This is a genomic window from Pseudomonas sp. R37(2017), from assembly GCF_002113375.1.
Taxonomy (GTDB): domain Bacteria; phylum Pseudomonadota; class Gammaproteobacteria; order Pseudomonadales; family Pseudomonadaceae; genus Aquipseudomonas.
In genome coordinates, this window is sequence record NZ_NEHO01000011.1 from 125,462 (window position 1) to 140,380 (window position 14,919).

The window sequence follows — 14,919 nt, forward strand, 5'->3', positions numbered from 1 at the left end:
TTTGGGTCAGTTACTCGCGATCGTCTCCGGCTGCCAGCCACCGCCCAGGGCCTTGTAGATCGCGACGATGCCGCGATACAGGTCGACCTCGGCCTGGGCCTGGGTGTCTTCGGCCGCCAGGCGTTCACGCTGGGCGTCGAGCAGTACCAGGAAATCGGCGGTGCCTTCGCGATAGCGAATTTCCGCCAGGTCGGCGGCCGAGCGGCTGGACTCGCTCTGACGGATCAACGAAATCAGACGCTGCTGGCGTTTGCCATAGTCGCTGAAAGCGTTTTCCGACTCCTCCAGGGCCAGCAACACTTGCTGTTCGTAGGTCGCCAGGGCGCCTTCGGCATCGGCGTCGGCACCGCGAATGCGCGCTTTCACGCTACCCAGGTCAAAGGCGGCCCAGGTGATGCTCGGACCGAGTGCCCAGGCGTTGGCCGCCGAGGAACCGATCTGCGAACCCCGTGAGGCGGTCCAGCCGAGGAAACCGCTGAGACTGACCCGTGGGAACAGATCCGCCTTGGCCACGCCGATCCGCGCGGTGGCCGAAGCCAGTTTGCGTTCGGCACTGAGGATGTCCGGACGGCGTTGCAGCAGTTCACCCGGATCACCGATCGGCAGGGCCTTGGCGATCGCTGGCAGGTCTTTCGGGCTCAGGTCCACGGTCAGTTTGTCCGGACGTTCACCCAGGAGCGTGGCGATACGGTTTTTCTGCCGAACCTGTTCAGCCTGCAATTGCGGCACGCTGGCTTCGACCGCGGCCAGGCGCGCATCGGCGCGCTCGACATCGAGCTGATCGCCGACGCCGGCATCGCGCAGGCTGATGGTGATCTTGCGCGACTCCTGCTGGTTCTGCAGGTTGGCCAGGGCAATTTTCTCTCGCAGTTGAGCGCCGCGCAGTTGACCGTAGGAATCCACCAGTTCGGCAATCATGGTGACTTGCAGTTGGTAAAGATCGGCCTCGAACGCCTGTTGCTCGGCGTTGGCCGACTCCAGGTTGCGCTGGATCCGGCCAAACAGGTCGACCTCCCAGGCCATGTCCAGGCCCAGGTCGTAGCGTTCGCTGTTGACCCGGTCGGTGGTCTGGCCCGGAATCTGGCCTTTGCCCAGGTCACTGCTGACGCGGCTGGTGATGGTTGGCATGGCGTCGTTGCTGACGTCATCGCGGATCGCCCGCGCGGCTTTCCAGCGGGCGAAGGCGACGCGCAGATCACGGTTGCCTTGCAAGGATTGCGTCACCAACTGGTTGAGGGTCGGGTCTTCGAACTGCTGCCACCAGATGCCTTCGAAACGCGAACGGTCAAAGTTCTTCTGGCCGGCGGCGCCATCGGTGGCGGCCGTGATATTGGCCGCCTCGGTGTCTGGCGTCTTGTAGTCCGGGCCGACGGTACAGGCACTCAGGGCCAGTACCAGCAGGCTCGGCAGGAAGGCTTTCAAACTCATCAGTGCGACTCCAGGTTCAGGGTGGCCTTGGATGCCTTGCGTGCCTGACCGCGCTCGACAAAGTTACGAATCAATACGTAGAACACGGGCGTCAGCAACAGACCGAAGAAGGTCACCCCGAGCATCCCGGAGAACACCGCCACACCCATGGCATGACGCATTTCGGCACCGGCACCGCTGGAGAACACCAGAGGCACCACACCCATGATGAACGCGAAGGAAGTCATCAGGATCGGCCGCAGACGCAGGCGGCAAGCTTCCAGGACCGCCGCCAGCGGGTCGAGGCCTTCGAGCTGCTTGTCCTTGGCGAACTCGACGATCAGGATCGCGTTCTTGCACGCCAGGCCCACCAATACGATCAGGCCGATCTGGGTGAAGATGTTGTTGTCGCCACCGGAGGCAATCACCCCGGTGATGGCCGACAGCAGGGTCATCGGTACGATCAGGATCACCGCCAGTGGCAGGCTCCAGCTTTCGTACTGGGCCGCCAGTACCAGGAACGCCAGCAGTACGCAGAGCGGGAACACGAACAGCGCAGTGTTGCCGGATAGGATCTGCTGGTAGGTCAGGTCGGTCCATTCGTAGGTCATGCCGTTGGGCAGTTCTTCCTTGAGCAGTTTCTCGATGGCTTTTTCGGCCTGGCCGGAGCTGTAGCCGGGGGCTGCCGCACCGTTGATTTCAGCGGTGATGAAGCCGTTGTAGTGCATCACGCGGTCCGGCCCCGAGGTGTCGCTGACCTTGATGAAGGTCGCCAGCGGGATCATCTCGCCTTTGTTGTTGCGTACCTTCAGCTGGCCGATCTGGTCGGACTCAAGGCGGAACTGCTGCTCGGCCTGGACGTTGACCTGATAGGTGCGTCCGAAGCGGTTGAAGTCGTTGGCATACAGCGAACCCAGGTAGATCTGCAGGGTGTCGAAGATGTCGCTGACGGCCACGCCGTGGGTCTTGGCTTTTTCCCGGTCGATGGCGGCATCGACCTGCGGCACGTTCACGGTGTAGCTGGTGAACAGGTTGGCCAGTTCCGGCACGTCATGGCTCTTGGCAATGACGTTCATGGTCTGCTTGTACAGCTCTTCGTAGCCCAGGTTGCCCCGGTCTTCGATTTGCAGGCGGAAACCGCCGATGGTGCCCAGGCCTTGTACCGGCGGTGGCGGGAAGATCGCCATGTAGGCTTCCTGGATCCCGGCATACTGGCCGTTCAGGGCACCGGCAATCGCACCGGCGGACATGCTCGGGTCTTTACGTTCGTCGAACGGTTTGAGGGTCACGAACACGATGCCGGCGTTCGGGCTGTTGGTGAAACCGTTGATCGACAGGCCCGGGAACGCTACAGCGCTTTCCACGCCTGGCTGTTTCAGTGCCAGATCGGACATGCGTTTGATCACGTCTTCGGTACGGTCCAGGCTCGCGGCGTCCGGCAGTTGCGCGAAAGCCACCAGGTATTGCTTGTCCTGGCCGGGTACGAAACCGGTCGGAGTGCTGGAGAAACCGAAGAAAGTCAGCACCATCAGGCCGGCGTACAACAGCAGGGCGATGCCGCTGGAGCGGATGACCCGGCGCACGGTGCCGACGTAACCATGGCTGGCTTTTTCGAAGAAGCGGTTGAACGGACGGAACAGCCAACCACCCAGCAGTTTGTCCAGTACACGGGAGAACCGGTCTTTCGGTGCATCGTGGCCCTTGAGCAGTACCGCGGCCAATGCGGGCGACAGGGTCAGCGAGTTGAACGCCGAGATCACGGTCGAGATCGCAATGGTCAAGGCGAACTGCTTGTAGAACTGACCCGTCAGGCCGGAGATGAACGCTGCCGGTACGAACACGGCACACAGCACCAGTGCCGTGGCAATGATCGGGCCGGTCACTTCACCCATGGCTCGCTTGGTCGCATCGAACGGGTTGAGCCCCAGCTCGATGTTGCGCTCGACGTTCTCCACCACCACGATGGCGTCGTCCACCACGATACCGATCGCCAGTACCAGGCCGAACAGCGACAGGGCGTTGAGCGAGAAGCCGAACAGGTGCATCACCGCAAACGTACCGATCAACGATACCGGCACCGCCACCAACGGAATGATCGAGGCGCGCCAGGTCTGCAGGAACAGGATCACCACCAGCACCACAAGGATCAACGCCTCGAAGAGGGTGTGAACCACCGCTTCGATGGAGCCGCGCACGAAGATGGTCGGGTCATAGACGATGCTGTAGTCCATGCCTTGCGGGAAGCCTTTCTTCAACTCTTCCATCTTCGCCCGAACCTCGTTGGAGATGTCGATGGCGTTGGAACCTGGACGCTGGAAGATCGGAATGGCCACGGCTGGTTGGTTGTTGAGCAACGAACGCAGGGCGTATTGACTGGAACCCAGTTCGACCCGGGCGATGTCCTTGAGGCGAGTGATTTCACCGTTATCGCCTGCGCGAATGATGATGTTCTCGAACTCTTCCTCACTGACCAAACGGCCCTGGGTGTTGATCGACAGCTGGAAGCTCTGGGCATTCGGGGCAGGAGGCGCGCCCAATTGACCGGCAGCGACCTGGCGGTTCTGTTCGCGAATGGCGGTGACGACATCGGTCGCGGTCAGGTTGCGCGAAGCGGTCTTGTTCGGATCGAGCCACACCCGCAGCGAGTAGTCACCCATACCAAACAATTGCACATCGCCGACGCCGCCCAGGCGCGCCAGCTCGTCCTTGATGTTGAGGATCGCGTAGTTGGACAGGTAGAGCATGTCGTAGCGTTTGTCCGGCGAGGTCAAGTGCACCACCATGGTCAGGTCGGGCGATGCCTTGTCCACGGTGATACCGATGCGCGTCACTTCCTCGGGGAGTTTCGGCTCGGTCCGGGTCACGCGGTTCTGCACCTGCACCTGGGCATTGTCCAGGTCGGTACCCAGGGCAAAAGTGATGGTCAGGGTGATCTTGCCGTCAGCGGTGGATTGCGAGGACATGTACAGCATGTTCTCGACGCCGGTGATGGCCTGCTCCAGCGGAGCGGCCACGGTTTCGCCGATGACCTTGGGGTTGGCACCCGGGAAGTTGGCGCGGACCACCACGGTCGGCGGCACCACTTCCGGGTATTCGCTGATCGGCAACTGGAACAGCGAGATCGCACCGGCGATCAGGATCAACAGCGATAGAACCGCTGCGAAGATCGGCCGCGAAATGAAGAACTGGGAAAAATTCATCGTAAAAATCCCTTAGTCGCGTGGGGTCGTGGCAGCCAGTTTCACAGCCGTGCCCGGTGCGACCCTGGCAGGCGCGACTTGGGGCAGGTTGCTGGCTTCCAGCGCCTGGCGTTGTTGTGCGAGTGCCGCGAGGGTCTGTTCACTGGCCATCGGAATCACTTCAGGGGTGACTGGCGAGCCAGGGCGTACCCGTTGCAGGCCCTTGACGATGATGGTGTCGTCCTTGTTCAGGCCGCTGCGCACGATGCGCAAACCTTCGATCTTCGGACCCAGTTCCACCGCACGATAGGCAGTGTTGTTATCGCCATCCATCACGATCACGAACTTCTTGCCCAGGTCGGTGCCGACCGCTTCATCATTGATCAGCATGGCGCTGTAGGTGCCGCTGCCCACCAGTTTCAGGCGTGCATAGAGGCCCGGGGTGTAGCTGCCATCGCTGTTGTCGAACACGGCGCGGCCGCGGATGGTGCCGGTCTTGGGGTTGACCTGGTTGTCGATGAAGTTCATCTGACCCAGGTGCGGGTTGCCGTCTTCATTGGACAGGCCCATGTACACCGGGGTGGTGTCGCCGCGTTTGCCCTGGCGTGCGAGTTGGGTGTACTTGAGGAACACACGTTCGTCCGCGTCGAAGTAGGCGTATACCTTGTCGGTGGAGACCACGCTGGTCAGCGCGGTGGTGTCGGCGGTCACCAGGTTGCCGGCGGTGATTTCAGCACGGCTGACGCGGCCGGCGATTGGCGCGGTGACACGGGTAAAGCTCAGGTTCAGCCGCGCCAGATCAAGCTGCGCTTGCAGGGCGCCGACAGCGGCGCGGGCTTCCTGGGCAGCACTGGTACGCGAATCGGCCAGTTCGGCGGAAATGGCGTTGCTGGTGCGCAGGCGCTCACCGCGCTGGGCTTCGTTTTCGCTGCGGGTGGCGTTGGCGCGCGATTGTGCAACCAGCGCTTCGAGGCGGCGGACCTCAGCCTGGAACGGACGCGGGTCGATCTGGAACAGCAGGTCGCCTTTCTTGACCAGTGCACCTTCGGTGAACGCCACTTCATCGATCTGGCCGGAGACCCGTGGACGAATCTCGACGGTTTCCGGGGCTTCGAGGCGGCCGGTGAATTCGTCCCATTCGTTGACCGGTTGTTCCAGCACCCTGGCCACGCTGACCTTGGCCGCTGGCGGGGTGGCGGCGGTTTCCGGGGCCTTGCCGCAGGCGCTCATCACCACTACGGCCAACAAAGCCAAGGGGAAGCGCAAATGTTTGAGTGACTGTTCCATGGATGCATCCGCCAATGTGTTGAGATTGGCGAATGATGCGCGGCGGGTTTGTATCTCACGAATCGAATGGGGCGAAGGTAACTATCATTCGGAATGATATGAGAGCCCAGGCCAGCTCTCTAGCCTGCGCCTTACGCAGAGGACTATCAATCAGGTCGATGGCAATTCTGTGTTGCCGCAATAGCAACAGTCGGGCTTGAAACAGAGGTGTGGCCTTCGCGAGCAGGTCGAATCGTCACACCGTCGCTCCCACAGGTTCAATGCGAACCTTGTGCGAGCCTGCTCGCGAAGAGGTCATCTGCCTCTATACATCGTCAGGATCAGGCCACGCTATCCGGCCCCCCGAATGCCTGCGATCTATGCCAATTTCGTCTCCACCAATGCCCAAACCCATCAAGCCACAACGCCTCGGATAGACCACTCTGACCGGTCTTTCCAAGGAGAAGACCATGATCCGACTGACCCTGATCGAAGCCCGTGAATTGGCCGAATCGATCCTGTTGCACAACGGTTTCAATCTGGCCCATGCACAAGCGGTGGCGGCGACGGTGCTTGTTGGCGAACGTGATGGCTGCGCCTCCCACGGTTTGTACCGGATTCTGGGGTGTGTGAGTTCCCTGCGGGCCGGCAAGGTGTCAGCCGATGCCGAGCCACAGGTGATCGATCAGGCGCCGTCGATTGTGCGGGTGGATGCTGGCGGCGGGTTTTCGCAATTGGCGTTTCAGGCGGGGTTGCCGTTGCTGGCGCAGAAAACCCGGGCCAACGGCATTGCGGCGTTGGCCATCAACCACTGTGTACATTTCTCGGCGCTGTGGGTGGAGATCGAGCAGCTGACTGCTGCCGGTCTGGTGGCACTGGCGTGTAATCCCAGCCACGCCTGGGTGGCGCCGGCAGGAGGACGACTGCCGGTGTTCGGCACCAATCCCATTGCCTTCGGTTGGCCGCGTGCGGGGCAAGATCCGTTTGTGTTCGACTTCGCCACCAGCGCGATTGCCCGTGGTGATATCGAACTGCATCGGCGTGCCGGCAAGGCGATTCCCGAAGGTTGGGGCGTCGACGCCCAAGGCCGGCCGAGCACCGACGCCAACGTGGTGCTCGACAGTGGCGCGATGCTGACGTTCGGCGGGCACAAGGGTTCGGCGCTGGCGGCAATGGTGGAGTTGATTGCCGGGCCGCTGATTGGTGACCTGACCAGTGCCGAGTCGTTGGCTTACGACGGGGGCAGCAAGTCGTCGCCGTACCATGGCGAGTTGATCATCGCCCTGGACCCTCGGCGCTTTCTGGGGGGCGCCACTGAAGAACATCTGGCCCGGGCCGAAACCTTGTTCCAGGGTATTGAAGGGCAGGGAGCACGCTTACCGTCGCAACGACGTTACGCGGCGCGGGCCCGCAGCCTGGTGGAAGGCGTGCAAATTCCCGAGGCGCTGTACAACGACCTCAAGGCCTTGCTCGCCTGATCGAATCAAAGTGCTCGCTCCTGCGGGAACGGTGTCGATCCGTTAATGACCGGTGAAAGCGGTCGGTGCAGGAGCGGGCCAAGCCAGCGAACTTTCAGGGCCATCAAGCCAAAGAGTCACCCCGGCGCGGGGTGGCTGGCACGCCGGTGTCCACGGCAGCAACCCGCGCCGCCGACTCGGCATCCACCAGGCGCAATGACTTGCCGCGGGTCTCGCGGGTCAGGCCGACAGCCACCACGGAAATCAGCGCGGCGCCCACCAGATACCAGGCGATCGGAGTCGAGTTGTTGTACTTGTTGAGCAAGGTGATGGCGATCAGCGGTGCCAGGGAACCGGCGAAGATCGGCGCCACCTGGTAGCACAGGGACAATGCGGTATAGCGTACGTGGGTCGGGAACAGTTCAGCCATCAGCGCAGAGTAAGGCGCATAAGTCATCGACTCGATGGCCAGGCCGAGGACGATGGCGGCCATGATCATCCAGTCGTTGCCGGTGTCCATCATCGGGAAACCGATGAAACCCCAGAACGCTGTGAGCACCGCGCCGGTCAGGTAGACCGGCTTGCGCCCGACGATGTCCGACAGATAGCCCATCAGCGGGATCAGGAAAAAGTGCACCAGGTGCGCGCCGAACATCAGCAGCAGAATTTGCGAAGTGTCCTTGTGCACCACCAGTTTCAGGTAGGTAATCGAGAACGTCACCACGGTGTAGTAGAGGATGTTCTCGGCAAAGCGTGCGCCGATTCCCACCAGCACCGAACGCCAGTGATGACGCAGCACTTCCACCACACCGAGCTGTTGCTGTTTGGTCTGTGCCTGACGGGCCTGGGCTTCCTTGAAGATCGGCGCGTCATCGACGCTGGTGCGAATCCAGTAACCGATCAACACCACTACCGCCGAGAACCAGAATGCCACGCGCCAGCCCCAGGCAAGGAACTGCTGCTCTGACAGGTTCGACGACAACAGCAGCAGGGCAACCGTGGCCACCAGGTTGCCGGCCGGTACCCCGGCTTGCGGCCAACTGGCCCAGAAGCCCCGACGATTGTCCGGGCAGTGTTCGGACACCAGCAGAATCGCGCCGCCCCACTCGCCACCGAAAGCGAAGCCCTGGATCAAGCGCAACAGCACCAGTAGCACCGGCGCTGCGTAACCGATCTGGTCGAAGCCAGGCAGGCAACCCATCAGGAAGGTGGTGATGCCGACCACTACCAGGCTCAGTTGCAGCAGGCGTTTGCGGCCGAATTTGTCACCGTAGTGGCCGAACACCAAACCGCCCAACGGCCGGGCGAGAAAGCCGACCGCGTACAAGGCGAAGGCGGCGATGATGCCATCTATGGGGTTGTCGGTCTGGCGGAAGAACAGCTTGCCGAAAACCAATGCCGAGGCGGTGCCGTAGAGAAAGAATTCATACCATTCGGCGACGGTGCCAGCCATGGCGGCGGCCACTACGCGTTTAAGTCCCGATGGTGTGGTTGCGCTTTGCGTGTGTTGAGGATTCGACATGCTGACGTACCTTGTTAAGGCGCAAAAAAACGGGCAGCCGGGTCGGGTCGGTAAAGGCCCGACGGGCAATCATTCAGAGACCGACGTCCGGCAGCTCCGGGCGGTTGGCCAACGCCTTGGCCATGATCTGCTCGACGAATACGCGGTCGGCTTCCGGCAGGGCCAGGCGTGGCGGACGGGTCAAGGCGCTGCCGCGACCGGCGATGGCTTCGCACAGTTTGATGCACTGCACCAGGTCGGCACGGGCATCGAGGTGCAGGATCGGCATCAACCATTCGTAGATCGGCATGGCTTCGGCGAAACGACCGGCCTTGGCCAGGCGGAAGATGGTTTCGCCTTCTTTCGGGAACACGTTGGACATACCCGAGACCCAACCTTCGGCACCCACGGCGATACTTTCCAGCACCACGTCGTCGAGGCCGGCGAACAGCACGAAACGGTCACCGACTTCGTTGCGCACGTCGATGAAGCGGCGGGTGTCGCCGGACGAATCCTTGAAGCACACCACGTTGTCGCAGTCGGCCAGGGAAATCAGGATGTCCGGGGTGACATCGTTCTTGTAGATGGGCGGGTTGTTGTAGACCATCAGCGGCACGTCGACGTTTTTCGCCACATAGCGGTAATGCTCGGCGGTCTCGAACGGCTTGGAACCGTAGACCAGCGCCGGCATCAGCATCACCCCATCGACGCCGACCCGGCGTACGGCATTGGCGACCTTGGCCGCTTGCAGGCTGGTGAACTCGGCCACGCCGCAAATCACCGGTACGCGACCACGGGCGGCATCGACAGCCACCTCAGTCACGGCGATTTTCTCTTCGGCGGTCAGCGAGGTGTTTTCACCCACCGAGCCGCAGACGACCAGGCCCGACACGCCGTCGCGGATCACGTTGGAAATCACCTGATGGGTTTTTTCCAGGTTGATAGAGAAGTCATCGTTGAATTGAGTGGTCACCGCTGGGAAGACGCCACTCCAGTTAATGTGCTTGCTCATTGTTGCCTCCGGTTGGTTAATAGTATTTCGTATACGAAGCTTGAGATGACAATGCTCGGCCAGTGCTTCTTTTACTTCTCAGGTTTTTTTTACCGGTCGTTGGTCTGGGGGTTCAGGGATTGCGTGATCAGGCGCCGGGCCAAGTGTCGGACAGGCGATAGCCTTGTGGCCAGGGATCGCTTGGGTCGAGCAGCAATTGATGGGTGCCGGTGATCCACGCCCGGCCGGAAACACACGGGTAAATCGCGGCACGGCCGGCGACTTCGGTCAGCGAATCAATGCGGCAGTGGAACTCGGAGCCGATAATCGAACGGCCGACAAAGCGCTCGCCAACCTGCATCAAGCCTTTGGCCTGCAACACCGCCATGCGCGCCGAGCAACCGGTGCCGGTGGGGGAGCGGTCGATCTTGCCCGGTTGAATCACCACCGCATTGGCGCCGGTGGCGATGCCATTCTCATGGATGATGGGCGCGGCAATCTGGCAGAAGGAAATGTGCGACCACTCGGGATTCAGCGGATGCACGAAGCCCAGTTGTTCGTTGGCCGCTCGAGTGATTTTCAGCCCGACTGCCACCAGATCGGCCGCTTCATCCGGGCGGATGGAGAAACCCAGGCCTTTGGCATCGGCAATCACGAAACTGTCGCCACCATAAGCGGTGTCGACCTTCAGCGAGCCGATGCCTTCGACTTCAATCCACGCATCCAGGCGGTCGGCGAAGGACGGCACGTTTTTCACTTCCACCCGTTGCACCTTGCCATCCCGGCAGTCGGCCACGGCTTCGATCAGGCCGCCGGGCGCTTCCAGCACCAGGCGGGTTTGCGGCTCGGTCATGGGCAGAATGCCGCTGTCGAGCAATACGGTGGCGACGCACAACGAGTTGGAGCCGGACATCGGCGGGGTGTCCGCCGGTTCCATGATGATCCAGGCCATCTGCGCCCGTGGATCCTTGGCCGGGACCAGCAGGTTGACGTGGCGGAACACGCCGCCGCGGGGTTCGTTGAGGACGAAGTTGCGCAGGGTTTCGTCCCGGGCGATCCAGCGCGACTGTTCCCACACGGTGGCGCCGGGCGGCGGGGCGACACCGCCGACGATCACGTCGCCGACTTCGCCTTCGGCGTGGCAGCTGACTACATGAATGACTTTTGATGAACGCATTGCCTGCTCCTTGTTTCGTTTGTTAAGGCCTCATCGCGAGCAGGCTCGCTCCTACAGGGTTTTGTGGTGTATCCAACGACGCAGGTCACTGTGGGAGCGAGCCTGCTCGCGATGGGGCCATCGGTTATTTCACTGATTTCAGAAACGCCGCAGTCTCCGCATGCACCGGATTGCCAATCACCTGATCCGGTGAACCAATCTCGTGCACCAGACCATTGCGGAAGAACGCCACACGGTCGGAAACGTCCCGGGCAAAGCGGATTTCGTGGGTCACCAAGACCATGGTCATGCCGTCTTCGGCGAGCATGCGCATGGTGTCCAGCACTTCACCGACCAACTGTGGATCGAGGGCCGAGGTGGCTTCGTCAAACAGCATGTAGTCCGGTGACATGGCCAGGGCGCGGGCGATGGCCATGCGTTGTTGCTGTCCACCGGACAGCTTGCCAGGGAAGGTCTTTAGCTTGCCGCCCAGACCGACGTGGGTCAGTTGCTTCACCGCCAGCTCTTCAGCTTCAGCCTTGCTTTTGCCCAGCACTTTGCGCGGCGCGAGCATGACGTTTTCCAGCACCGTCAGGTGCGGGAAGGCATTCCATTGCTGGAACACAATGCCGATTTTCTGCCGCAGGCGATTGAGATCGGTGGCGCGGTGATGGACCTCGATACCGTCAACGCGGATATTGCCTTTCTGGATCGGTTCCAGGCCGTTGATGCACATCAGCAAGGTCGATTTGCCGGAGCCGGAGCCGCCGATGATCGACACCACTTCGCCCTTGTTCACCGTCAGGTTGACGCCCTTGACCACTTCGAGGTTGCCGAAGGATTTATGTACGTTGTCGATCTCAATCATTTTCTTGCCACCTTCTTTCCAGACGAGCGCCCAGGCGTGCGACCACCAGGCTCATGACGTAATAGATAAGGCCCGCGATGCACAGCACCAGCAACGGTTCCTGAATGCGCGTGACGATGGTTTGCGAGGCGCGCAGCAGTTCGACGATGCCGATCCACATCACCAGCGCGGTGTCTTTCATTACCCCGAGCACCAGGTTCAGCCAGCCGGGGAACGCTACTCGTGTGGCCATCGGCAGGACGATCCAGCGCAAGTCCTGCAGGAAGCTCAGCCCCAGCGAGCGGCTGGCCCGGCGCACGGTGAACGGCACCGCCAGCACGCCGGCACGCACGATCTCGGTGAAGTACGCCGCAGCGTAAACCCCCAGCACAATGCAGCCGACGCTAAAGGCGCTGATGTTCAATCCGATGATGCTTTTGAATGAGTTGAACAGTACGAACTGGATCAGCAACGGCACGCTGCGAAACACGTCAAGCACCCAGGCCAGCGGCTGGCTGGCCCGTGGCAACAAGGCCCGCAGCAGGCCGAAGAACAACCCGGCCAAGGAGCCGAGAATGATCGACCAGAACGTCAGTTGCATCGTGACCCACGCGCCGTTGAGCAGGAACATCAGGTCATTCGAGGAAAAATCGGTGGAAAACATGGACAGCTCCTCAGTAACGGAACAACCGCCAGGCCATCAGCCGGGCTGCCGCGACGATCGCCTTGGCAATCACGTAATACAGCACCGCTGCGATAGCGAAATACTCGAAGGTGCGGAAGGTCTTGACGTTGTATTCCTGGGTCACACCGGTCAGGTCATTGTTCAGCCCGACGATCACCCCCAGCGACGTCATCAACACCGCCCAGACCATCTGATTGGTCAGCGGGTAGAACACGATCCGCAGCAGTTGCGGGACGATGATCAAGCGGTAGGCCTGGAAGGCACTCATGCCCAGGGAACGCGCCGCACGCACCTGCGTGTCAGGCACGGCCTTGAGGCCGCCGCGAAAGTTCTCCGCCAGATACCCGGCATTGTTGAAGGTGATCCCGGCCAGCAGGGCGAACCAGGAACTGACGTGCAGGTCCAGCGAGCCGAGGCCGAAGTAGAGGATGTAGATCTGGAACAGCGACGGGGTGTTGCGGGCTATCGATACCCAACCGTTGGCGAACCCGCGCAGCAATGGGTGTTTGACCTCGCGCATCACCGTCAGGGCCAGGGCGATCAGCACGCCGAAGATCATCGACAGCGCGGCGGTTTCGAAGGTGACGATGGCGCCGGCAAGCATGTCCGGCAGGGCGCGCAGGGCGGAGCGCCATTGGAAGCTGTAGTCAAACATGCGCAGGGCTCTCCAGTAGGGCAGCAGGTTGTAACCAGGCCGGCAAACGTCCACTGGCCGTTGCGGTGCAGGCCGCGTCGACGCATTCGGCAAGGCTGGCGAAGTGCACCTTGCGGCCGACCAGGCCCGGTGCGTAGTGGGCGTATTTGCCCGAGTTGGTCATCAGGGTTTCAGCCGCCTTGGGGATAACGGGTTCGCCGAGCATGCACCAGCAGGTGTCGGTGACCAGGGTCGCGCCAAACGCTTGGATCACGGCGATGTGCCCGGCCTCGCGGGCCTGCTCCAGCACGGCACGGCCGCAGGTGATGGCAAGCACTACATCCGGGTGTCTTTGCCGCCCCCGGCACAGTCGCGCCAGGTGAGCGAACTCGCTGAGGGAAAAGTGCGGGTTACCCAGCGACACCACATCCACTCGGTTATCGCGAGCACTGTTGAGTTCGCGCCAACTCGGCAGCAGGTCCTTCAGGCGGATTTTTTCCACGGCAATGGAAGTGTCCGCATCCAGCACCTGCGCCGGGTTGATGGCCTCCGGGGTGACCCCGGCGATGTGGAACAGTGGCGCCGCAGAGGTGGTGGCGAAGGCCGCGCCAAAGGCTTTGAGGTCGTCCAGGCTCGGCTTGCGTTTTTCCAGCCCCAGTACCAGCGGTACGCGACTGCCGGCCAGGGCACCAATGTGGTAACCCAGCAGCGGGTAGAAGGCATCGTCCAGTTCACCGAGGGCAGGCAACTCGATCTGCAACCGGGCCTTGCGTTGCGCGTCCAGGTGGCAGCCGATCAGCGGGGCGCGACCAGTGAGGGCGATGCAGATGTCCAGGTAATCCGGGTATTTCAGGGTGCGTGCACCGAGCACACTGTTGGCGTAGACCACGGCGTTGGATTCCGCCCAGACGATTTGCTCGCCAGCCTTCGGTGCAGTGTCGAGCAGGTACGGCGCGCAGGTGAAGCTCAGCTGTGCGCCCATCGCCATATAGGCATCGCCCAAGGCACTGGCCGGTTCACCCAGTGCCGGGTCGATACCCAGTTCGCGCCAACGGCGATGGTCGACGGATATTGAATTGAGGGTGGTGGGCACTCGTACTTTCGCTCCCCATTGCACCAGTTGCCTGGCAAAGCGCAGGCTCGCAGGTCCCGTGTAAATGCAGCCGTCGATGTGTGCTTGAGTGACATCCACCAAGTGCTCGGCACCCTGCAGTTCGGCCATGCGCAGGACGATTTGCATGGCCATTTGCGCGGCCTTGCCATGCAGGCCATCGAGCAGCGCCCGATCATGCTCGGTGAGCCTGATCGAGGCCGTGCCGCCAGCGTTTGGTGATAGGCTGTCGAGTGCCTGCCAGGCGTCGCCCGGCAGGTGATCGAACAGACTCAATGTTGAATTTTCGACCCGGGCGAAGGCCTGGCCGCGCAAGGCGGCGAAGGCCTCCCGACCGATGCAGAGCACCGGCAGGGAACGGGCAAACATAGTCTGTGCCACCAGCACGCCCAAGGTCAGGATCTCGTCGGCTTCGGCCAGCACCAATGCCGCCGGTGCATGGCCGTTGCTGATCAGTTCCATCAACACACTGCTGCCGGTGCACGAGCCGCGACCACTGGGAATCGCGAGCACGCGGCCGGCCAGGTGCTGGCCGCTGAGCGGATGATGACGATCGATGACTTCACCCGTGCCGGGATCGACTCCGCCCCAGAAGCTCAAGCCGACATCGGCGAACAGCAGGACGCCTTGCGCGGCACCCGCCACCAGGCTGCGCCCGCTCAGAGAAATTGGCCCAGGCATGCCG

11 protein-coding genes are annotated in these 14,919 nt (G+C 61.9%); 1 reads left to right on the forward strand and 10 read right to left on the reverse strand.

Features of this window, described 5'->3' with window-relative positions:
* Positions 1-6 precede the first annotated feature (6 nt).
* From CAG47_RS18580 to mexE, 3 genes are read right to left on the reverse strand one after another with little or no spacing between them, the layout of a single operon-like run.
* A complete protein-coding gene (locus tag CAG47_RS18580; protein ID WP_085726299.1) occupies positions 7-1,428 on the reverse strand; it encodes an efflux transporter outer membrane subunit in 1,422 nt (473 codons plus the stop codon).
* The gene (locus tag CAG47_RS18585; RefSeq protein ID WP_085726300.1) at positions 1,428-4,607 is read right to left on the reverse strand and encodes an efflux RND transporter permease subunit; all 3,180 of its coding nucleotides are present in this window, start codon (positions 4,605-4,607) and stop codon (positions 1,428-1,430) included. The genes CAG47_RS18580 and CAG47_RS18585 overlap by 1 nt, the downstream gene beginning before the upstream one ends.
* Before the next feature lie 12 nt (positions 4,608-4,619).
* Complete coding sequence (gene mexE / locus CAG47_RS18590) at positions 4,620-5,873, reverse strand: multidrug efflux RND transporter periplasmic adaptor subunit MexE (RefSeq protein WP_085726301.1); 1,254 nt, start codon at positions 5,871-5,873, stop codon at positions 4,620-4,622.
* Between the two features lie 449 nt (positions 5,874-6,322).
* Here mexE and CAG47_RS18595 point away from each other — a divergent pair, with 449 nt between their 5' ends.
* On the forward strand, positions 6,323-7,330 hold the full coding sequence (locus CAG47_RS18595; protein ID WP_085726302.1) for an Ldh family oxidoreductase: 1,008 nt from the start codon (positions 6,323-6,325) through the stop codon (positions 7,328-7,330).
* A 103-nt stretch (positions 7,331-7,433) separates the two neighbouring features.
* Here CAG47_RS18595 and abaF read toward each other — a convergent pair whose 3' ends face one another.
* From abaF to CAG47_RS18630, 7 genes are all read right to left on the reverse strand, one after another.
* On the reverse strand, positions 7,434-8,831 hold the full coding sequence (abaF, locus tag CAG47_RS18600) for a fosfomycin efflux MFS transporter AbaF (RefSeq protein ID WP_085726303.1): 1,398 nt from the start codon (positions 8,829-8,831) through the stop codon (positions 7,434-7,436).
* 73 nt (positions 8,832-8,904) lie between these two features.
* Positions 8,905-9,822, reverse strand: coding sequence for a dihydrodipicolinate synthase family protein (locus CAG47_RS18605; protein WP_085726304.1), 918 nt, complete (start codon positions 9,820-9,822; stop codon positions 8,905-8,907).
* Positions 9,823-9,949: 127 nt separating this feature from the next.
* Complete coding sequence (locus CAG47_RS18610) at positions 9,950-10,978, reverse strand: proline racemase family protein (RefSeq protein WP_085726305.1); 1,029 nt, start codon at positions 10,976-10,978, stop codon at positions 9,950-9,952.
* A 124-nt stretch (positions 10,979-11,102) separates the two neighbouring features.
* Entirely contained in the window at positions 11,103-11,825 is a 723-nt protein-coding gene (locus CAG47_RS18615) for an amino acid ABC transporter ATP-binding protein (protein ID WP_085726306.1), read from the reverse strand.
* Positions 11,818-12,468, reverse strand: a complete 651-nt coding sequence (locus CAG47_RS18620; RefSeq protein WP_085726307.1) for an amino acid ABC transporter permease — start codon at positions 12,466-12,468, stop codon at positions 11,818-11,820. Before CAG47_RS18620 ends, CAG47_RS18615 begins: the two co-directional genes overlap by 8 nt.
* A gap of 10 nt (positions 12,469-12,478) precedes the next feature.
* The gene (locus CAG47_RS18625) at positions 12,479-13,144 is read right to left on the reverse strand and encodes an amino acid ABC transporter permease (RefSeq protein ID WP_085726308.1); all 666 of its coding nucleotides are present in this window, start codon (positions 13,142-13,144) and stop codon (positions 12,479-12,481) included.
* Positions 13,137-14,915, reverse strand: a complete 1,779-nt coding sequence (locus CAG47_RS18630; protein ID WP_085726342.1) for an aconitase X — start codon at positions 14,913-14,915, stop codon at positions 13,137-13,139. Before CAG47_RS18630 ends, CAG47_RS18625 begins: the two co-directional genes overlap by 8 nt.
* Between the last annotated feature and the right edge of the window lie 4 nt (positions 14,916-14,919).

Coding starts and splice junctions, on each gene's coding strand:
- CAG47_RS18585 (WP_085726300.1), bottom strand. CDS start 4,607: ATGAATTTTTCCCAGTTCTTCATTTCGCGGCCGATCTTCGCAGCGGTT.
- CAG47_RS18610 (WP_085726305.1), bottom strand. CDS start 10,978: ATGCGTTCATCAAAAGTCATTCATGTAGTCAGCTGCCACGCCGAAGGC.
- CAG47_RS18605 (WP_085726304.1), bottom strand. CDS start 9,822: ATGAGCAAGCACATTAACTGGAGTGGCGTCTTCCCAGCGGTGACCACT.
- mexE (WP_085726301.1), bottom strand. CDS start 5,873: ATGGAACAGTCACTCAAACATTTGCGCTTCCCCTTGGCTTTGTTGGCC.
- CAG47_RS18580 (WP_085726299.1), bottom strand. CDS start 1,428: ATGAGTTTGAAAGCCTTCCTGCCGAGCCTGCTGGTACTGGCCCTGAGT.
- CAG47_RS18620 (WP_085726307.1), bottom strand. CDS start 12,468: ATGTTTTCCACCGATTTTTCCTCGAATGACCTGATGTTCCTGCTCAAC.
- CAG47_RS18595 (WP_085726302.1), top strand. CDS start 6,323: ATGATCCGACTGACCCTGATCGAAGCCCGTGAATTGGCCGAATCGATC.
- CAG47_RS18615 (WP_085726306.1), bottom strand. CDS start 11,825: ATGATTGAGATCGACAACGTACATAAATCCTTCGGCAACCTCGAAGTG.
- CAG47_RS18630 (WP_085726342.1), bottom strand. CDS start 14,915: ATGCCTGGGCCAATTTCTCTGAGCGGGCGCAGCCTGGTGGCGGGTGCC.
- CAG47_RS18625 (WP_085726308.1), bottom strand. CDS start 13,144: ATGTTTGACTACAGCTTCCAATGGCGCTCCGCCCTGCGCGCCCTGCCG.
- abaF (WP_085726303.1), bottom strand. CDS start 8,831: ATGTCGAATCCTCAACACACGCAAAGCGCAACCACACCATCGGGACTT.